The sequence below is a fragment of the Shimia abyssi genome, from assembly GCF_003014475.1.
Classification (GTDB): Bacteria; Pseudomonadota; Alphaproteobacteria; order Rhodobacterales; family Rhodobacteraceae; genus Shimia; species Shimia abyssi.
In genome coordinates this window covers 1-19,733 of the sequence record NZ_PYGJ01000013.1, presented here as the reverse complement: position 1 = coordinate 19,733, position 19,733 = coordinate 1, and the positions used below count along the sequence as shown (strand labels likewise).

At 52.2% G+C, this 19,733-nt stretch carries 18 protein-coding genes; 6 read left to right on the top strand and 12 right to left on the bottom strand.

From position 1 onward, the window contains the following. Positions 1-7: 7 nt before the first annotated feature. The gene (locus tag CLV88_RS16730) at positions 8-1,000 is read left to right on the top strand and encodes a hypothetical protein (protein WP_106609562.1); all 993 of its coding nucleotides are present in this window, start codon (positions 8-10) and stop codon (positions 998-1,000) included. A gap of 56 nt (positions 1,001-1,056) precedes the next feature. Here the strand turns inward: CLV88_RS16730 and trxA are convergent, their stop codons facing one another. The 9 genes from trxA to regB form a co-directional block, all read right to left on the bottom strand. Then, positions 1,057-1,377: a thioredoxin gene (gene trxA / locus CLV88_RS16725; RefSeq protein WP_106609561.1), complete on the bottom strand. Its 321-nt coding sequence runs from the start codon at positions 1,375-1,377 to the stop codon at positions 1,057-1,059. A 35-nt stretch (positions 1,378-1,412) separates the two neighbouring features. Then, the gene (gene addA / locus CLV88_RS16720; RefSeq protein WP_106609560.1) at positions 1,413-4,799 is read right to left on the bottom strand and encodes a double-strand break repair helicase AddA; all 3,387 of its coding nucleotides are present in this window, start codon (positions 4,797-4,799) and stop codon (positions 1,413-1,415) included. Then, positions 4,799-7,723, bottom strand: a complete 2,925-nt coding sequence (gene addB / locus CLV88_RS16715) for a double-strand break repair protein AddB (RefSeq protein WP_106609559.1) — start codon at positions 7,721-7,723, stop codon at positions 4,799-4,801. The genes addA and addB overlap by 1 nt, the downstream gene beginning before the upstream one ends. Then, positions 7,716-8,408: a nucleotidyltransferase family protein gene (locus CLV88_RS16710; RefSeq protein WP_106609558.1), complete on the bottom strand. Its 693-nt coding sequence runs from the start codon at positions 8,406-8,408 to the stop codon at positions 7,716-7,718. Before CLV88_RS16710 ends, addB begins: the two co-directional genes overlap by 8 nt. Further along, complete coding sequence (locus CLV88_RS16705) at positions 8,381-9,436, bottom strand: aminoglycoside phosphotransferase family protein (RefSeq protein ID WP_243403698.1); 1,056 nt, start codon at positions 9,434-9,436, stop codon at positions 8,381-8,383. The genes CLV88_RS16710 and CLV88_RS16705 overlap by 28 nt, the downstream gene beginning before the upstream one ends. Next, positions 9,403-9,876 (bottom strand): tRNA (adenosine(37)-N6)-threonylcarbamoyltransferase complex ATPase subunit type 1 TsaE, encoded by a 474-nt coding sequence (tsaE, locus tag CLV88_RS16700; protein WP_106609556.1) that lies wholly within the window; start codon positions 9,874-9,876, stop codon positions 9,403-9,405. Before tsaE ends, CLV88_RS16705 begins: the two co-directional genes overlap by 34 nt. A gap of 45 nt (positions 9,877-9,921) precedes the next feature. Beyond that, positions 9,922-10,368, bottom strand: coding sequence for a hypothetical protein (locus CLV88_RS22855; protein ID WP_133169984.1), 447 nt, complete (start codon positions 10,366-10,368; stop codon positions 9,922-9,924). Between the two features lie 108 nt (positions 10,369-10,476). After that, positions 10,477-11,436 carry a hypothetical protein gene (locus CLV88_RS16690; protein ID WP_106609554.1) on the bottom strand — a complete coding sequence of 320 codons (960 nt, stop codon included), beginning with the start codon at positions 11,434-11,436 and terminating at the stop codon, positions 10,477-10,479. 86 nt (positions 11,437-11,522) lie between these two features. Next, positions 11,523-12,908, bottom strand: a complete 1,386-nt coding sequence (regB, locus tag CLV88_RS16685; protein WP_106609553.1) for a sensor histidine kinase RegB — start codon at positions 12,906-12,908, stop codon at positions 11,523-11,525. A gap of 86 nt (positions 12,909-12,994) precedes the next feature. Between regB and CLV88_RS16680 the strand changes: the two genes are divergently transcribed. Together CLV88_RS16680 and CLV88_RS16675 are read left to right on the top strand one after the other, a co-directional pair. Then, a complete protein-coding gene (locus CLV88_RS16680; RefSeq protein WP_106609552.1) occupies positions 12,995-13,624 on the top strand; it encodes an SCO family protein in 630 nt (209 codons plus the stop codon). Between the two features lie 72 nt (positions 13,625-13,696). Next, positions 13,697-14,251 carry an ActR/PrrA/RegA family redox response regulator transcription factor gene (locus CLV88_RS16675; protein WP_106609551.1) on the top strand — a complete coding sequence of 185 codons (555 nt, stop codon included), beginning with the start codon at positions 13,697-13,699 and terminating at the stop codon, positions 14,249-14,251. Between the two features lie 129 nt (positions 14,252-14,380). Here CLV88_RS16675 and CLV88_RS16670 read toward each other — a convergent pair whose 3' ends face one another. The 3 genes from CLV88_RS16670 to CLV88_RS16660 all read right to left on the bottom strand — a co-directional run bounded on the left by CLV88_RS16670 (position 14,381) and on the right by CLV88_RS16660 (position 16,496). Continuing rightward, complete coding sequence (locus tag CLV88_RS16670) at positions 14,381-14,875, bottom strand: GNAT family N-acetyltransferase (protein ID WP_106609550.1); 495 nt, start codon at positions 14,873-14,875, stop codon at positions 14,381-14,383. Beyond that, a complete protein-coding gene (locus CLV88_RS16665; RefSeq protein WP_106609549.1) occupies positions 14,872-15,435 on the bottom strand; it encodes an HD domain-containing protein in 564 nt (187 codons plus the stop codon). Before CLV88_RS16665 ends, CLV88_RS16670 begins: the two co-directional genes overlap by 4 nt. Positions 15,436-15,521: 86 nt before the next feature. After that, positions 15,522-16,496: a glycosyltransferase family 8 protein gene (locus CLV88_RS16660; RefSeq protein WP_165798920.1), complete on the bottom strand. Its 975-nt coding sequence runs from the start codon at positions 16,494-16,496 to the stop codon at positions 15,522-15,524. A 286-nt stretch (positions 16,497-16,782) separates the two neighbouring features. On the opposite strand from CLV88_RS16660, the gene CLV88_RS16655 reads away from it, so the two are divergent. The 3 genes from CLV88_RS16655 to CLV88_RS16645 all read left to right on the top strand — a co-directional run bounded on the left by CLV88_RS16655 (position 16,783) and on the right by CLV88_RS16645 (position 19,702). Continuing rightward, complete coding sequence (locus CLV88_RS16655; RefSeq protein WP_106609547.1) at positions 16,783-17,097, top strand: hypothetical protein; 315 nt, start codon at positions 16,783-16,785, stop codon at positions 17,095-17,097. Between the two features lie 90 nt (positions 17,098-17,187). Continuing rightward, entirely contained in the window at positions 17,188-18,576 is a 1,389-nt protein-coding gene (gene ahcY / locus CLV88_RS16650) for an adenosylhomocysteinase (protein WP_106609653.1), read from the top strand. Between the two features lie 298 nt (positions 18,577-18,874). Next, positions 18,875-19,702, top strand: coding sequence for a hypothetical protein (locus CLV88_RS16645; RefSeq protein WP_106609546.1), 828 nt, complete (start codon positions 18,875-18,877; stop codon positions 19,700-19,702). The last annotated feature ends 31 nt before the right edge of the window (positions 19,703-19,733 follow it).

The window sequence follows — 19,733 nt, the reverse complement described above, 5'->3', positions numbered from 1 at the left end:
CTCCTGAATGCTTGAAGCCCTATATGAGCCTGTGGACGCGCGGGCACAAGGGTGGGACTTGTTCTGGCTTAGGCTTGCCCGTAGCGTCCGTCTTATGACAGGCGAAAAACACATTCGGTTCTATCTGCCCGGCGAGCTGCGAGACAGCGCAGCGGAGGGGCGGCACAACTTCATGAATAAAGTTGTCAGCGTTCTCAAGGCTGCTGATTTCACGATGGAGTTCTTGGATGCGACATTGGTTGAGCCAGTCGGCTCCGAATTCTCACTTTTTCACATGCAAGAACCGTTTCGCCAGAACTCTGTAACGGTGCGTCGGGCTTACTATTATCCGTTCTGGCAGATTGAGCGAACGAACGAGCGCTGGCATTGGGATGTTGCCCGGGCGGATTTTGATCCGGAAGTTGTGAACGCAGACAAGGCGCGCAAGTTTTACCAACAATGGCAAAAACGACTGTATGAGACGCCATTGAAGGATGTGAGCAATGACGGGTTTGTCTATGTGCCATTGCAAGGCCGCTTGACGCAGCATCGGTCGTTTCAAACGTGCAGCCCGGTAGAGATGTTGCAAAAGACGATTGCCTTGGTCGAGGGCCGGCGGGTCATCGCCGCTTTGCATCCCAACGAGATTTATTCGCAATCAGATTATGACACGCTGGAAGAAATAGAGCGTCGTTACGAGGCGCTAGAGCTGCGGATGGGCGAGATGGAACAGCTTTTGCCGCGTTGTGAATACGTTGTTACCCAGAATTCTAGTGTTGCATTTGCCGGGTTCTTCTTTGGCAAGCCATGTGTGACGTTTGCCAAGATCGACTTTCACCACATTGCGGCAGACGTGGAACGAATGGGGATTGAAGGGGCGTTTGAGGCTGTTCAGGGGTCATTGCCGGAGTTTGAAAAATACGTCTGGTGGTTCCTGCAACAGATGTCGATCAACGCTGGACGGCCCGAAGCCGAAGAGAAAATTCGTGCCCGACTGAGCACGATGGGTTGGCCAGTTTGATGAAAAAAGGCGCCTCGATTGAGACGCCTTTCTGAATTATCAGTTGTGCAATTGGATCAGATGGAATCTTCGATCCAGCTTTGCAGAGCTGCTTTGGGTGCAGCGCCAGCGCGGTTTGAGATAACCTGGCCGTCCTTGAAAATGAACAGCGCAGGAATGCCGCGAACACCCATAGAAGCGGCGGCGTTTGGATTGGAGTCCACGTCGACCTTGGCGATTTTGATTTTGCCATCCATTTCGGCAGACAGCTCTTCGAGCGCTGGGCCGATTTGTTTACATGGGCCGCACCATTCGGCCCAGAAATCCACGACGACGGGTACGTCGGAATTCTTTACTTCTTCGTCAAAGGTGGCATCGGTGACAGCGACAGTTGCCATGAGGGATCTCCTGAGTGGAATTTGGTTGAGTGAACCTAGGGAGCCTCGCCCTCAGCGTCAAGGTGCCCGCTGTTTGCCAGAGCATTTGTCACAACTTCGTGTGGCAACGGCATGAGGATGGCGGTTTGGGTCCAAAGGATGGCTGTTTCGATGCGATGATCCGGAAAGATTTGGGCCAGCCCATGCGCATAGGCTCCCATTTGCCGCAAAATCCCGTTGGGTATTTGGTTGGCTGAGTTGGGCACAATGATATTAGACTTGAAATCCACTGCGGTTACATGAGTTGGCGCTATGATCAGGCGATCTATGACACCGTGCAGCCGATGGGCGCCAAAATCGGCAGCCAAGGGAACCTCGGCAAGCGTGTCAGGCGCAAAGAGATGCGCCAGACTTTTGTCAAGTAAGACCGATGTGCATTCTTCAAGAAGTTGATCGATGATCGCAGGCGTCAATATAACATCGTTGATTAGGTTGTGTGCCGCCTCACGCCAGTTGCCTTCAGGTATGGCTGGTAGATGTTCGAGCAACAGATGGATGGCAGTCCCGCGGGCTTTGGCAAAATCTTCGTCCTGTCCCGCTTCGCCCGCGAGAGCCTTTGCCCCGCCAAGATCTGAGGGGCTGATTGCAGAGATGGGCAAATCCGGGGCCGGTGCTGGTTCTGCAAAAAAGTCGGGGAGTATAACGTCGGTTTCGGTAACGGCATCAGTTTGGCTTTCTACTTCACCGGTCCAGTCGCCAAGCGAATATCGCAAGCCATCGCCAAACGCGTAGCGTGTTGGTTCAGCGCCGATGTGGACCATGCCATCCCGGACAATGTCATACCAACTCTGGCCATCTTTTCCGAGATCCCCTGCAGCAGCTACGATCAACCACTTTTCTGCGCGGGTCATTGCGACATAAAGCAAGCGCAAGCGTTCGGCGCGCTGAGCTTCGGCCATTTCTTCACGCGCTGCAAGCAAAGCCTTGGGGGCCGAATCGGCGGACATGTTCCAGATTGCCTGATCCCCAATCGGCACTATGGCTGCGTCAGTTTTGACCAAGCGTTTAGCAGTATCGGGCATGATCACAACAGGTGCTTCAAGCCCCTTTGATCCATGCACAGTCATAACTCGGATACGATCGCCGGCGGCATCCATTTGGCGTTTTATCTCGAGGTCGTCTGTCTCCATCCAAAGCAAGAAACCGGTGAGGCTTGGTACGGCACCAGATTCGTAAGCGAGCGCTTGAGAAAGTAGCGCGTTTATTCCGTCCTCGGCTTCTGCTCCCAAGCGAGCAAGAAGATTGCGGCGACCGTTATGGCGCGTCAAAATACGTTCAATCAGATCGTAGGGGCGCAGGAAATCGGTTTGACCAAGTAGGTCGTCGATGATGCTGAGTGTTTCGGGAAATGCATTCCGCTGTGTGCGCAGGGCTTCCCACAGGAACAAAGAGGTGCGGCGATGGGCGAGTTCAAAAACCTCTTGCTCTGTCCAACCAAAGAGCGGTGAGCGCAAGATGGTGGCAAGTGATAGATCGTCCTCTGGTGTGCTAAGAAAAGACAAAAATGCGGCAAGGTCGCGCACTGCCATTTCCGCGCCAACCTTAAGTCGGTCGGCGCCAGCAATTGGCAAGTTGCGGGACTTGCAAGCGCGTATGATCTCGTGGAACAGATCCGACCTTCTCTGCACGAGGATTAAGAAATCACCAGCGCGAGCCGGGCGTTGAAAAAAAGTACCGTTTTCTCCCTTTTTCGCCGGAATAGTTTCTTTCTTATCGATAAGATGCTTGATCTCGTCGGCGATACGCTCTGCCAGAATCACGTTGTGATGCACCTCGCTGAGGCGGTCGACTGGGTCAAACCATTCATCCTTCTCGGGCTTCTCCTGTGGTTCAACCACTGGCCACAAATCGACACGGCCCGGCATATCCGCATGAAAGGCGCGGTGCAGGTTTTCACGTGGAAATCCGGCGCTTTGCTTTCCCATGAAGCAGGTGTCCACAAGTCCCAGAATGGCGGAGGAAGAGCGGAAAGAGTATTCCAGATTGAGGCTTTTCAGACTGTGTCCCAGAGGTGCCATGCGCTCCGCAAATTCGTCCTTCATGCGGTCAAATTCTGCTGGATCCGCCCCCTGAAAGCTGTAGATCGACTGCTTTTTGTCGCCAACGACAAAGATAGTCCGCTCGACGTCAGATCGTGCTCCGCTGCCGCTTGTGAATTCTTGGGCGAGACGCTCTATCACCTGCCACTGGGCTGGGCTGGTATCTTGTGCTTCGTCCACCAGAATATGATCGATGCCCCCATCAAGGCGGTAGAGTACCCATTCTGCGACTTCTGGCTCGTTTAGCAATGCGCGGGCGCGCAAAATCAGATCATCAAAGTCGAGCCAGCTGCGCAGGAGTTTTTGTTCCTCGTAATGGTGCAAAAAGCAATGCGCAAAGGAGTGAAGCACCGTGGTTCTATTCAACGCAGCAAGAGCGAGCCGATTTTCGCGATTATCCTCAATGCGCAGCATAAAGGCTTCGACATGTGGCATGAGAGCGGCGTGGTTGGCTTGTACTTTTTTAGTAGGAAACGCACCTATTTTGGCGGAGAAAGGGGACTTAGCGGATTTCCCAGTAAGGAAAACACTTTCCAAAATTGGGATAGATGCGACCGTTAGTGAGCTAATTGCAGACAGCTTATCAGCGGCTTTGTTATCGTTTGCGCCGCCCGTGCTCAGCGCCGCGATCAGATCACTTAATGTATCGTTTTCGCTTCCAAGAAAGACGTTGGCGAGGAGTTTTTCCTCGGTCAGGTCGGAATCTACGCCCAATGCTTTGGCCAGTTTCTGGCGATCTGGTCGGGTGCGAAACCGATCTGCATTACGCACTATCACACTGGTAAGATCCTCGAGAGAGTCTCCAGAAAAATAGTGTGCGATCGCCTGTAATTCAGCGGCATCGGACCCTTCGGCCATTTGATCGGTAATGCTCTCGCGAAGAAGAGCACCGGCGCGATCTTCCATTTCGGTAAAGAGCGGTGAGACGCCTGCCTCGAGCGGAAACCGGCGCAAAAGAGCAGCGCAGAATGAGTGAATGGTCTGAATTTTGAGCCCGCCTGGCGTTTCGATTGCGCGGGCAAAAAGTGTGCGAGCCTGCTTGAGGTCGGGTGCGGCAGGACCGTCAAACACTCCAAGCTCGCCGAGCTCTTGGTGTAGTGCAGCATCGTCCTTCATGGCCCAATCACCAAGACGTTTGAAAAGGCGGTTTTGCATCTCGCTTGCAGCTGCCTTCGTGTAAGTCAGGCAGAGAATATGCTGCGGCAGTACGCCATTGAGCAGAAGGCGCGCTACACGATCGGTAAGGACGCGGGTTTTGCCTGAGCCAGCATTAGCTGAAAGCCAAGTGCTGTCGGTTGGGCTTGCAGCCTGAACTTGTCGTTCTGTGGCGTCGTTGCTCAGCATTAACTGAGGTCCTCGCTGTTGGGAGTATCGCTGGCGTTCCATTCTCCGAACCGTGCGAGTTGATCGTAGTCACCTGTATCTGTGTCCGAGTGCATTGCGCGGCGTGATGTAAATCCTTTGCCTTCGACCTTATAGCACGTAATGAGGGTCACAAATTCGTCCCAAACCTGAGACGGTGTAACAGCATCGAGCGGAGCGGCGACATCTTTGGGAGAATTGCCAAGGCCGATAAAGATGGCATCGGCCACGTTTGACGGATCAAGATCAGCAAACCCACCCTGCTCTGCCATAGCGGCTTCCAGCAATAGTTGCTTGTCAAAATACAACTGCTCATCGCGGCTTGGAGGCGCCCCGGTTTTGTAGTCATAAAGGATTAAGTCGCCATTGGCGCCTTGGTCGATGCGATCGGCTTTGGCGGTTAATGTGAAATCTAGTTCACCTATCCGCGACTTTGCCTTACGTTCAAACGCAGTGGGCACGGCGCGTTTCATGCGTTTGTGTTCAGACGCGACAATGTATTCAGCGACCCGATCGAGACGTGCGGCCCAAAGCGCTCTGGCGGTGGGCCACGGAACGTTTTTAGCCAATACAGTCTCTGCTATGCTTATCAGCCGTTCGCGTGTGATAGCATCATTGCCATCTGCGCAACGTATGAATTCTTCGAGTATATCATGTATAATTATTCCCCGCAAAAGCGCATCAGGAGTACGCATGAGTGGGTTTAAGGGCCTCAGGCGCAGAACATGTTTGGCGTAAATGGCGTAAGGATCGCGGATCAGTCGTTTGATTTCCGTAACCGAAAGGTGGTTGGGACGTGAGGCCTCCGGAGGTGTCGGTGAGGGTCGCAAGGCTGGCGGCATAGGTTCGAAGGTCTCTAGTTGCGCCGCAATCGCGAGCCATTTGTCTCCTCGTCTTTTCATGTCCTCAAGTGCGCGATGTCCTCCTTGCTCGGAAAGCCCGCTAAGCAAGTTGCTAAGTCTGTTAACCCAGCGCGAGGGGACAGTCTCGGCCTCATCTGTGCGGATTGCGCGTGTTAACCAAACTTCGGGCGCGCCGATTGCTTGCTGGAAATCATGAGCGGAAAGGCCAATGCGGCGTTCTGGCAAAAGCAATCCTGCGTCAAAGCGCATTTTGCGGTTTAACCAAGGATCCGGGCTTGGAGCTTCCGGCCAACTTCCTTCGTTGAGACCGCCTAGGATGACCAAGTCTGCGCCCTGCACGCGCGCCTCGAGTGTACCCCAGATCAGGATGTTGGGATGCCCACTGTCGCGGTCGCGAACTTCGGCTCGGGCGAGAATGGCGCCAAAAAGATCTGAGTAGTCATTGGCAGAAACAGCCCCGGCGATGCCAGCGTTTTCGGTGATGTCATCAACCACTTTGCGCGCTTCGCGACCAGCCTTTTTCTGCCAAAGCTCCCCGGCTCCGTCGCTTGACCCCTGAGCAATGAGTTCGGCCAGTCGAATATGCGCCGCCAAACGGTCTACAAGTGGTTGGTCACCAGGTTGTTCATAGCCGCAAAAGGCTGAGGTTAACCATGCGACCCAGTTTTCAGGAGGCTCTTTTTGTGCGGCGCTCCAAATTGCGAAATCTTGCGGGTCGGGGAATGTGATGCCCTTTCTGCGAATCCAAAGCTCCAGTTCACGGGTATTTCTGAGATGCGGACCACGGTTTTCGCCGCTGTGAGTTAGCGGATGTTTGAGAAGAGTGAGAAGTGTTTCGGATGTTAGTTTATTCTGGAAAAGTGAAACAACATGTCGCAAAAACCGACCGGGTGGAGATAGTTGCAAAGGTGTACCGGCGCTATCGTCGGGCTCAATATCCCAGCGATCCAATGCAGTAGATACTTGGCGCGTCAGCATTCGGTCCGGTGTAATGAGCGCGGCTGTTAGTCCTTCTTGTGCCGCTTGGCGTAATCGCGCCGCAATTGCGAGCGCCTCTAAGCGCATTGAAGGGGCTTCGATTAACGAAATGGATTGGGTTGCGGTATCGAGGCAAGTGAGTCTTGGGCCGTCTGTTCGCCATTGATCAGTGACAGGCGCTGGGCGCAGCGCAAGTGAAACAAGGCGATTGCGGGCCGGATTGATCGGTTTAGAATTGCGCCACCGGATGACGGCTTGGTGATCAAGGTTCAGCAAGTCGAGCAATTTTCGAAACCGATATTGCGGATGATCTTCGCTGTTCATGCCGTCAGAGAGAGAATCCCATGTGGAACTTGGCGTATCAAAATCGTAGCCGGGTAGTATCAAGGCGCCCTGAGGAAGTTTAGCAATGGCCTGCATAAGAAGCATGGTTGTCCCGCGCGAACCAGTGGACCCGGCAAGGATCACTGGGTGCTGCGGCGGTGCCGTTTCCCAGTCAGCGGCAAGACGCTCGACGATCATGCGTTGGCGCAATTGAGCATCTGGAGCTTGATCAGTACCCTCGACGAAATGGCGCACTATGCTCAGGAAAGTTTTGGCGCGCGCCCAGTGGCCAGATTGATCCGAAATGTCTAGAGCATCGATGGAATCGAATGAAACACCCTCGCCTTGCATCTCTTCCATCAGTCCGGCGAGACTATCAGCGAGATCGTATATAGAAGCGCGCGATGCGAGGTCTGGTTGTTGTTTAACGAGATGCGAAATCAGTTGGATCAACTCGAGGCGCCGGCGCAACGGTGAGACCGAAGGTGTGTATTCGGCTGCGACTTGTGCACCGACATCGCTAAGTAGTTGGATGCGGGGAAAAAGGGTTGCGGTTCCAGTGTCAAAAAGTGATTTGATTCGACGGGCCATGCGCGAGGTGTTCACGATTAACTGGACTTGTGCTATATCTTGTGGCGGATAGTTAAGCAGTTTTTCACGTAGGCCTGAAACAACTTCTTGGGGGAAATCTGTTCCAAGCGGAACAGCAAATACGCGTGGATTTGATATTGGCTCAAACATGAGTGTCCCTAAGGAGATTTTCTGCGAGAGCTATACCTTCAGCTGAGCCAACGTCGCACCATTTTCCGGGGTAGATGACACCATAAAGCGTTCCGTTGGCGATCATATTATCCCAGAGCCTGTTAAGCGAGAAACTGGCCTCTTGTATTCCAAACAAGCCATCTGTTTTGAGGATCTGCACACCGCCATAGACTACGCCGGGTCCACGTGAAACCTTGCCTTGCGACGATAAGCGAAAGTCTCCTTGCCCGGAATGCCCAATAGCATTCTCCGTCGGAATGCAGACGGTGAGAGCGTCCATCGTTGAGGGGGCCCAATGCGAGAGCGCTAGCATAAATGGGTTCGGCCCTTGCCAGATTGCGTCAGTGTTTGTGGTAAAAACCGGACCCTTTCCAAGCAGTGGTAACGCGTGTTTTAGACCCCCGCCCGTTTCAAGAATATCCGGTGACTCGTGCGACAGGGCAACTTCGCTACCGCGAAAATGATTGACGAGCGCATCAGGCAGGTAGTGGACATTGGCGACGATGTGATCAGAATTTATCTCGCGAACGAGACAAAGCGTGTGGTCGATCAATGGAACACCTGCGACCCTGATCAGGGGTTTAGGGGTATCTTTGGTTAAATTTCCCATGCGCCTACCGAAACCGGCTGCAAACATCATAACGGATTTGGGTATTTTGCGCATTGCTCTCGCAGATTCCTTAGATTTTCCGTTGAAGGTTCAGGCAAGTTTTTAAGCAGGGTTTCGCGCAAGCCAGTTAGGGACTGGTGCTGAAGGCACCGATCCAAATAATTCCAGACGCGTGGTATGAAATCAATATATTCTGGCCGTCCCGCTTGGAGAGACAGGCGGGCGAATATCCCTAAGATCCGCAGGCTACGCTGTGCCCCAAGAGCATAGTAAGCAGCCTCAAACTCAGCTTCGTTTTCAGAAACGTGAGACTGAAACTTGGTGAGCATAGCTTTTTCTACGGCAATGGGAACATCCCTTCGGGCATCCTGAAGCAGTGAAACTAGATCGTATGCTGGGTGGCACAACACGGCATCTTGAAAATCCAATAACCCCACGCGAGCGATGCCTGTACGATCCGGCAACCAAATCATGTTTTGAGCATGGTAATCGCGGAGCGATAAAACAGGAGTTACGTTTGTAGTGATCTGTAGTGCCCGTTGAAAAGAAGACACTATTGCGTCTTTGTTGTCATCCAGCCTACCCAATATTCCAAAGGCGAACCATTCAAATGCCGGTAAAATCATCTCCGAAAGGAGTGCTGGGGTAAGATGTTCAAGCCCATTCGGTGCTGCATTTCGACCAATTTGCAACAGGATATCTGTAGCACTTTCGTAGAGCATTACCTCATTTTTAGGTTGCGATTGGATGATTTCCGTCAAGAGATTGTCGCCAAAATCCTCAAGCAGAATGAGACCTTTCTTTTGATCTGCGTTCAGAACGATCGGAGCTGAAAGGCCGATTTCTCGGAGATGTGAGGCAATTCTGACAAACGCTTTGTTTGATGCGTTGCTCTCAGGGGGGGCATCCATCAATATCGCACTTTCGTCGAGGGCGTTTGTCAGTCGTTCGTAACGACGATTGGAAGCGTCGCCCGCCAAAGGGACCCTGCGCGCATTTCCCCAACTGGAATCGTTCAAAAAGCCCTTTATCTGCTCCTCGCGTGCGCTCATGTCTTCAAGTTGTTCAATAATTGGTTCCACCGGCTGTTGTGCCACGACGCATTGAGTTTTCGGCACCCTTCTACGGGTTGTATAGAAAAATCCAGGCTAAGGGCATTGTCGGGTTCTAGTTCTGCCAGCCGGTCCGGCCATTCCACGAGGCAGATTGCGTTTTGAAAGGCATCTGTGAGACCAAGTTCAATAACCTCATCGGGTGCTACGATGCGGTAAAGATCGGCGTGCCAGATTTCACAAGTACCGGCATCATAAACTTGTACTATTGTGAAAGTGGGGGACGGCACCTCTTCTGTCTCAGTGAGTAGAGTGGTAATCAAAGCCCTTGCGAAGTGAGTTTTGCCAGCGCCAATTCCACCAGATAATAATAGAACATCACCTGCTCTCAGTTGCGGCGCGAGCCATTGAGCGAGATGAGTGGTGGCATCTGCAGAGTTAAGTTCTATTGAGTGAAAGTTCTTTGGCATGGCCGCATGTTTACAGTGCTCCGCAAGGTCCGCAAGAGGTGTTCCTTAGGCTGGTGTCGGTAGTTTAGACTCAGTTGGTAAATCAAATTTCCTAACAATCCTTAAAGCCACAAATGTTGCGCCGCGATTTGCGGGTTTCACCTTTACCTCCAGCAAGTTTCCCGATGGCAATTGAATTGTGTCTGTCCATTTGGAACGATCATTGGCGTCGATAACAGTTCGGCGCAGCCGATCCCAGACTGAGTTTGGTCCGGATTTTTGACGCCACACTTGCATCGCGTCCTTCAATGTGTATTCAGCAAAGCTCAAATCTGGGTCCGTTTGCCACATTCTTTGGTACGCAATGTTTGATAATACTAGTTCGCCAGAAGATGAAAGTACTGCGACCGCACTATCAAGTGCGTCGATGACGGATTGCCCGAGTTCGAGCTCGGCTCGAAACCTACGGGTTAAGGAAATTTCAGCGCTGATATCTTCGAATAAAAAGGCCACGGCCCCGTCTGGGTGTGGGCGACCGGTTACTCGATATGTCAACCCTGATGGTAAAGTCCACGTCTCGGCATAACGTCCATCGACTGCAGCAACGACAAGATCAGAGATCTATGCGCGCCAGCTGGCGTAATTTTTTGGCTCCGGCATGACTTGCTTGTCACGCATATGATCGAAAAATGCGAAAAGGTTTGGCCGACCAGACAGAAAATCTGCAGGCAGAGAGGTGAGATCGATCAGTGCGGGATTGAAGAGGGCAAGTTGTCTGTTGCGGTCAAAAATTGCCAGACCAATGGAGAGGTGCGCGAAAGTCTTTGTGAGGGTTTGCACAAAGTTTCTCTGAGCGATTTCGGCATCGACGATCGCGCTCGCATCGGTTGCATAGTGCATAGTGCGGTTTTGTGAGTGAACATTAACTACGTCGAACCAAAACACTTTTGATGCATTTTTGTCTGAAACCCCAACCCGAGCAGGTTCATTGGTATTTGCGGTAGATTGTGCATCTAGAATGGGTTTGTCTATCTCTTCGTCTTGAGACCTGAATTGAGCCGCAAGTAGTTCATAAGCGGCATTGCTCCATGTGACGCGTCCAGTTTCGTCGGTCTGCCAAATGGGGTTTGGGGCGTCAAACCCGGCTTGCCATTTTAAATCGTGAACAAGCGGCGCTTCTCCACGTTTAAATTTCAGCGATACCTTGGCTGACCCATCGCTTTGCGAAATGGTAACTACTGCGAGGTCAGATGGATCCCGGGCTGGCAGGACAACCGTTTCCGAGTTTTCGTCAACACCTTGTAATTTGGGGAATCCGGGAAAGCGCGCACCCAACAGATTGTGGAGATCACTCCAGACAAAGTCAGCGATGTTGAGTGGACTGGCACATTCTCTGGCCCGCACATTTGCGTCAATGAGTTTGCCATTCTTAAACAAGAAGATGGCAGCAGAAATATTGTCGCCGATATTTTGTGCTCTGGATGCGTTCGGGCGCGACCTGATAATCAGAAGACCGGCCAATACCGTCACCGCGCTGAACAGCGAGGAGGTCAAAATGATAACCATCGGAAATTCAGACATTCCAACCTCTGCTGCAAAAAATTCAGATAGAACACTGTCAAAGCTAAGTTAATATCTGGTTAACTAAATCAGGCCATTGCTTGCGATCAGCTTGAATTGACCGGATTTTTTCCCATTTTGATGGCAAACTCTCCGGTGTCTGCATCAATCAGTTTCCGTTGCCAAACAGCGTGGACGACTGCCCCGGTTGCCGATGGCCCCATATTTGAACTCGATGCGGAACCAGAGCCATTGGCAAAACTCAAGTCAGCCCCGGAGCGTTCCAACAAGGTTTTGGCGATGAACAATCCAAGCCCCATGCCTTCGTATCCGGGGCGTTGTTTGCGGTCTCTGTCGGATTTGCGGCGCCTAACGAATGGATCGCCGATACGACCAATCACATGTGAAGGGTAGCCGAGCCCGTCATCCATGATGCGAACCGAGATCCAATCTTCCCCCCATTCGGATTCAATCCAAACTGTAGTTGATGCAAAATCAACTGCGTTTTGGATCAGATTTCGCAATCCGTGAATAATCTCTGGTTGCCTTAGGATGGTCGGAGCATTTCCAATATCCTGGTGCTGAAAAATGATTTGTTTGTCGCGGCTCATATGCGGTTCGGCGGCTTCTTCCAATACAGCCGAAAGCGGTGCTCTTCGTAGGTGAAGATCGTCTTTGCCTGCGCGCCCCATGGAGTGCAAAATGTCACGGCAGCGTGCTGCCTGTTCGCGGATCAACGCGGCGTCTTCGTATAGTTCTGGGCGATCATCCAGCTCTTCCATCAATTCCGCACTCGCCAACTTGATCGTCGCCAAAGGCGTTCCAAGCTCGTGTGCGGCAGCTGCGACGACACCCCCCAGATCGGTGAGTTTTTGCTCGCGAGCAAGGGCCATTTGTGTTGCCGCTAGCGCCTCGGACATAGAGGCCATTTCGGATACCACGCGGCGGGAATAAACAGCGCTAAAGGCGATTGCGATTACGATTGCGGCCCAATTTCCGAACAAAAACACGTCGGGAATACGTAGGACAAAGAACTCTCGGGTCCGAAGTGGAAAGTGAAACTCGAGCATGATCGATACCAAAACGATAGCTAGCGACGCAATAAAGGTGGTGGATCGCACCGACAAAACCGACGCCGAAATTGTGACAGGGCCGACAACGAGAATGGAGAACGGATTGTTCAGGCCACCGGTTAGGAACAAAAGAACGCACAGCTGTAAAAGATCAAAAAGTATCATGAAGGCGTTTTCGGATTCCGACAGCAGCTTATTCTCTGGGAAGAGGAAAATGGCGATCAAGTTGCCAATGACCGAAACGCCGATCGTTAGGTAGCAAAGCCCATATTCAAGTTCCAGATTGAACGCGAACTGGGCAATGACAAGCGCGGTGATCTGGCCAAATATGGCGATCCATCGAACCAGAATTATTGTGCGCAAGCGAATCCAGTTGCTACGCTGTTCTTCGAGCCTGAGCTGCGATGAAATGTCCGTCATCTGCGTGCCTTTCCGCTTGTCACTGGGCCATCAATTGTTAGGTCTGTGACGAATATCTTTCAACATGCCACCGGAAAGGGACCTAGATGGCCCGTACAGCCGCAATCATTGCCGTGTTCACAACCATAGTCGCACTTGCCGGTATTTGGTTTATTTCCCGAGATCGTGGTTCGCAAGATCAGTTCGCGCAATGCCGACAAGGCCAAGTCGCGGGTGGTGCTGCGGCTATTGGAGGACCGTTCGAGCTGATAAGTGAGACCGGAGAAACTGTAACTGACAAGGACATTCTGGTTGAGCCGACCTTGATCTATTTTGGGTATACGTACTGTCCGGACGTGTGCCCAATGGATGTTGCACGCAATGCGGAAGCTGTTGAAATATTAGAGGGAAATGGCCAATCTGTGCAGCCTGTCATGATCTCGATTGATCCGGAAAGAGACACGCCAGAAGTGCTGGCCGAGTTTACCGACTATTTGCACCCGCGGATGGTGGGGCTGACCGGATCTGCTGCGCAGGTTAAAGCGGCCAGCCAAGCATATCGTACGTATTACAAAAAACAGGAAGCCGAAGATGGAGATGACGAATTTTATCTCGTCGACCACTCTACGTTTACTTATCTGACACTGCCCGAAATAGGGTTTGTAGAATACTTTAAGAGAGACGTGACACCAGAGGATATGGCGGTCCGAGTCGGATGCTTTCTGGAAAACATGTAAATTCTGTACATTGTTTGACCCTGAGACGGTGGCAAGCTAAAACTTGGAAAATCAATTTGAGGGATAGAGTATATGCCAGATTCAGATCAAACCGAGATCGGACCAGACAAATCTCTGCTTTTGGTTGATGATGACGAACCCTTTTTGCGACGTCTGGCTAAGGCCATGGAAAAGCGTGGATTTGAGGTTGAAACGGCGTCTTCGGTTGCGGCTGGGCGTGCTATCGCAACAGCGCGTCCACCTGCATATGCGGTTGTTGATCTGCGGTTGGAAGATGGCAACGGTTTGGACGTTGTTGAAGTGCTGCGTGAGAAGCGCGAAAGCGCACGTGTCGTTGTTTTAACGGGGTATGGGGCGATTGCGACAGCGGTTGCAGCGGTCAAGATCGGTGCGACAGATTACCTGTCGAAACCTGCTGATGCGACGGACATTACCAACGCGCTTTTGAGTGGTGAAGGTGAGCTGCCTCCGCCGCCGGAAAATCCGATGAGTGCGGACCGTGTTCGGTGGGAGCATATTCAGCGGGTATATGAGCTTTGTGACCGGAATGTCAGCGAAACGGCGCGGCGTTTGAACATGCATCGGCGTACTTTGCAGCGGATTTTGGCTAAGCGCTCGCCGCGCTGAGCAAATGGTTAACACGGGCCAATTTCCGGCAATTTGGCGTGTCGGTTTCACGTCGGTATAACGTCGGTATTTGGTCGGTACGGATTTTGAGGTACAGCTGTTAATCTTTGCCGCCACAATAGCGGCCGTTTAGTGCGTCAAATCGTACCGCTTACTGATACGGTCAACGATCTGGCCGCCGTCCAACGTTTCACCTCGAACATGGTTGTAAGTCTCGAAGCTGCGGCTTTGGTAGTAGGCAAGGCCACCTGAATTGTCAGCGCGGATGGTGGCGTTTATCCAGTCATAGCCAAGTACGCGTGCAGCCACTTTGGTTGTTTCAAACAACAAAGAGCCGGTGCCAAGGCCAGTGCGCCCCGTGCGGACGAATGTTGCAATGTCGCAGGCTTCGGGTGGCAAATTAGGATTGGGTTCGATCCATTGAAACCCGAGGAGCGTACCTGATTGATCCTCGGCTACTGTCCAGACAGAGCGATCCCGGTATGCGGTGAGCCATTGCCGCATCTCGGCGCGTGACACGGGTGACGTGATGGCGGTGGTGCCGCCAATTGTGATAATTTCGTTGAGTAATTCCGCCATTGCGCCAGCATCAAATATTCCGGCGGGGCGGATTATCGGGATCATAACAGGTCCAGCAATTCTGCGTGGCGTGTAGTATAATCGGCGCGCACAGCCAATGGGGGGCGCAGATCGATTGTGAGGCCATCAATGTGACCTTCGTCAGGTTTGCCGAACAATTTGTTGGCCTCGGTCACCGTAAAACCTGCTATCTGTACGGCCTCCATCCACGCACTTACCCGGTCTGCGCGTTTGATCTGGGCCTTTATACGTTTCGGCGTTTCGGCTGGCAGGCCAAAGCGAATGTGAATAGCCGACGTTAGCCGTTTGTCGAGTTCGCCGTAGTCTGGGCCAACGGCAGTCTTTACCGGCGAAATCATGTCGCCGATAACATATTCGGGCGCATCATGCAGTAATGCCGTTAGTCGCCATTTTGGTTCGGCCACAGGATACATGCGAGTGAAAAGGCGCTCCACCAACAACGAGTGCTCGGCCACGGAGTAAGCATAGTCTCCCTGTGTTTGGCCATTCCAGCGCGCAACAAAGGCAAGGCCATGAGCAATGTCTTCGATTTCGATGTCGACCGGAGTGGGATCAAGCAGGTCGAGCCTGCGACCAGAGAGCATACGTTGCCAAGCACGTGCCAAGTTAAAATTCCTTATCGTGGTTCGTTACGTCTTGGTTAGCCGATTGCTATAGTTTGGCGCAATGTTCAGAGGATTGCTTTGTATGGATCTGGGTATCGGGCCAAGAGGCGCCGAATGCGCGGTCCTGCGATGAGTTGATCAACTTCGTACTCAATCCGGGTTTTAAGAGGGTATCGAACCCAACCGGTTTCGGGTTTCTGAAATTGTCCGTTCAGATTGTGGCGTTGAACAAAGCCTCGAAACTCTTCGATGATGGTCTGGGGGTACCAGCTTGGCTTTTCCGCGGCGTGCCAAGGTTTGATAATTCCAGTGTAGTGTAGGATCGCGGGGTCAACCTGTCTGGTTATACGTCGAAATGAGTTTGGCCATTGCCAGTTCCAAACTGGGCTGAGTTCAGCGATTTTCCCTAAGAAAGTGAGATTCAGCAAGGATTGATCGTGAAACAGATAGTCGGGATTGCGGTTTTTCTCATCGATCAAATGCTGGAGCACATTCTGGGAAATCCACTTTTTTGTGTCGATTAAAAGCACACCGGAGTTGAAATATTTGGTGCAGTCAATTCCACGCTCCTCGAAGTCCAAAACGGGTTTTTCGAGAGATAGCCACTGCGTTTTGTCGAGAACAGCACCCAAAACAAACGGTCCCAAGTTTATGTCAAACAACTGCGAAAGATCGGCGTTTGCAGGGTCTGTATCGGTGTCAAGATAGACAAGCCTTTGATACTTTGTCGAAAGGTGGTCGGGGAGACAAAGGCGAAGATAAGCCTCAACGGGCAACCACCCAAGCGACAGCTTTTCCTGTTCAAGCGTTTTGCGCAAATCAAGAACTTGGTTCTTGATCCCCAAGTCGGTAAGAGCCGAAGGAATTTTCAATGGCTCCAACGAGCAAATCAGGATGTCGAAATCACGGTTGGGAGACATTGCGGCAGCGCGTGAAGCGGAAAACAGAGCAAAGGGCAGGTCCTTTTCATCAACACAGTAGGCAAGCGCTTTGTGATTATTGATGCCGGTTTTTGAAGCGGCGATAGGATGTACTGTCACGGTTTCAATCCGATTTGGGCCTGAAGTTTGAATGAAGTTCATAACGATAGGTGCTGGAAGGGGAAAGAAGTTCTGCTTGATGTTTGATGCGGAAATTTGTGCCCAGAAATTGCCACATTTCCGTGGCATCCTTATTTTTATGGCGGATCGCGTGCTGCCGACGTGAACGTGATGGGTCGTGTTTTGTAAACAGGGCCGGCGATACCGACATCTGTAACGAGGGGGGCACGATTTTGTTTCCTCCCCCGTGCCCCTCTCTTACGGAAAACAAACGTAGGAGATCGTTATGTTCAAGAGACTTGTCGCACCCGCCCTGTTGTTTGGCATGGCCGCAACTGCACCCCCCGCATATGCCGCAAACTGTGCAGCGAGGGACATTGTTGTAGAGCGTCTGGAATCCAAATATTCGGAGCATCTATTAGCCGGAGGGCTACAGCAGACGCGAAATGCATCTACCGTGGTCGAAGTTTGGACTTCGGAATTGAACGGCACATTTACCGTTATCGTAACTACGCCGCAGGGGATTTCCTGTGTTGTGGCGGCCGGGACGGACTGGTTCAGGGCGCATAGAGTTGCCGAGGTTCCCGGAACACCCAGTTAAAGTTCGTTCTGGAGCTTTTTCACCGCCATTGTAGAAGCGCCCGCTCAGTGTTATCTGGACGCAAAGATAATGCGTAAGGAGCTGGGCGCGATGGCGACCGATTATATCGTAAAAGACGTCTCACTGGCCGAATTCGGTCGCAAAGAGTTGGATATTGCTGAAACCGAAATGCCCGGCCTGATGTCGTTGCGTTCTGAGTATGGCGAAAGCCAGCCGCTGAAAGGTGCGCGTATCGTTGGGTCGCTGCACATGACTATTCAAACGGCTGTTCTGATTGAAACGCTTGTGGCCCTTGGGGCTGATGTGCGCTGGGCATCGTGCAACATTTTCTCGACGCAGGACCATGCGGCGGCGGCGATTGCGGCGGCTGATATTCCGGTTTTTGCGATCAAAGGCCAGACACTGGAAGAGCATTGGGATTACCTGGACAAGTCGTTCATGTTTGCGGATGGCCCGAACATGATCCTTGATGATGGCGGTGACGCCACGCTGTATATCCTGTTGGGCGCGCGCGCCGACGCGGGTGAAGACATTATTCCGGTTCCGGGATCGGAAGAAGAAGAAGTGATCAAGAAGCAAATTGCCAAGCGGATGGCTGCCAGCCCTGGTTGGTTCACGAAGATGCGCGATCAGATTCAAGGTGTTTCCGAGGAAACCACCACAGGTGTAAACCGTCTGTATCAGCTGGTGAAAGAAGGCCACCTGCCGTTCCCGGCGATCAACGTGAACGACAGTGTGACCAAGTCGAAATTCGACAACAAATACGGCTGTAAAGAGAGCCTTGTGGACGGTATTCGCCGCGCCACAGACACGATGATGGCCGGCAAAGTTGCTGTTGTGTGTGGTTATGGCGATGTGGGTAAAGGATCGGCGGCGTCGTTGCGCGGCGCGGGTGCGCGGGTGAAAGTGACAGAAGTTGACCCGATCTGTGCATTGCAGGCAGCGATGGATGGTTTCGAAGTAACCCTGTTGGAAGATGAAGTCGCGAATGCGGATATCTTTATCACCACAACCGGCAACAAGGACGTGATCCGCATCGAGCATATGCGTGAAATGAAGGACATGGCGATTGTCGGGAATATTGGCCATTTTGATAACGAGATTCAGGTTGCGAGCCTGAAGAACCACAAGTGGACTAACATCAAAGAGCAGGTGGATATGATCGAGATGCCGAATGGCAATCGCTTGATCCTGCTGTCCGAGGGTCGTTTGCTGAACCTTGGTAACGCGACGGGCCACCCATCCTTCGTGATGTCGGCTTCGTTCACCAATCAGGTGCTGGCTCAGATCGAGCTGTTCACCAAGGGTGATGAATATAAAAACGACGTCTACATTCTGCCAAAACATCTGGACGAGAAAGTAGCGCGCCTGCATTTGGATCGGATCGGTGTGAAGCTGACCAAAATGGATGATGATCAGGCGTCCTATATCGGGGTTAACCCTGATGGTCCGTTTAAGCCGGAACACTACCGTTACTAATTTCTGGGCTAAGCGCAGATAGGAACCAAGCAACACCCCCGCAGTATGCTGTGGGGGTGTTTTCATTCACGGGTCGTTGTTGAGTTGCGACGATTTTGTCACGAATGTCGGTGTGAATGCTCCAAAACACTCAATTGCTTGATCTGAAAAAGTCATTTTGGTCTTCTGGCGGATCAGGAGTAAAGACGTGCTCTTGCAAGCCCTTTTTAGCCGAGATGCCGGATCGCATCAGCAGTGACTTCATGCGCTGGTAGAATGGAACGTGCCAATGAGATACAAAATAGTGTCGGCCTTAGTGATGGCTCTGGGGCTTCAAGCTTGTGACGAAGCATCGCAACATTCGGGAACTATTAGTCGTGCGAGCACGGCGAATTTTGATATTGGCGACCTTCCCAATCCAAAGAGATGGGATCGGGATGCAATGTGGCGCTATTTTTTCACGGGCACGCCGTCTGAAGTAAACAAAAGAATGCATGCCAAAGGGTATCCGACACGTTACACACAGAATTTGGTCACCAGCACGGAAGAAGCATGTGACACGATCGCGCCCCCTCGTCCGGGTGCCTCTAGCAGCACAAACGAAAAGTATTATCGGGAGAAGCTCGCTGATCTGCCGCGGTTCTCAGAGTGCTTTATCAAAACCGGGCCAACTTTGGTTGAACATCGCATAGCAGAGCTGGCATATCTCAACGAGATCCTGTCAGAGATGGATAGCGCTACTCCGCCGCAATGGATGCCAGCCGGAAGACCCTCCAAGAGCGAACGCGAGAGCACTCGCAAGGCCCTTACGATCGATTCTGAACTCAAAACCTTTGAGCGCGCGGTCAAGGCGTTGCCGAAAAAAGCGGAGAGTTATCGACGCTTTATTGCTGCTTATGGGGGGCTTGCAAAAGAAAGCAGAGAGAGTTGGGCAACTGCATGGAACCAAGCGGTAAATGAGTTTGCACAAGACAACCCATATATTCGACCAGGGCCCGGACAAAGCGGATCAAACCTGACGCTAACAACAGATATGATCTCGAATACTTCACCGGGGGTGCGCGCGGCACTGGTAAACCTTGATGTGAACGGCGGAGCAATACTCGTCCACGGTAGCGTCGGCGTTGTGCCGTCGCGGGCGGCGTAAAAGTCGTCCACTTTGGCCCTTTCGATATTCG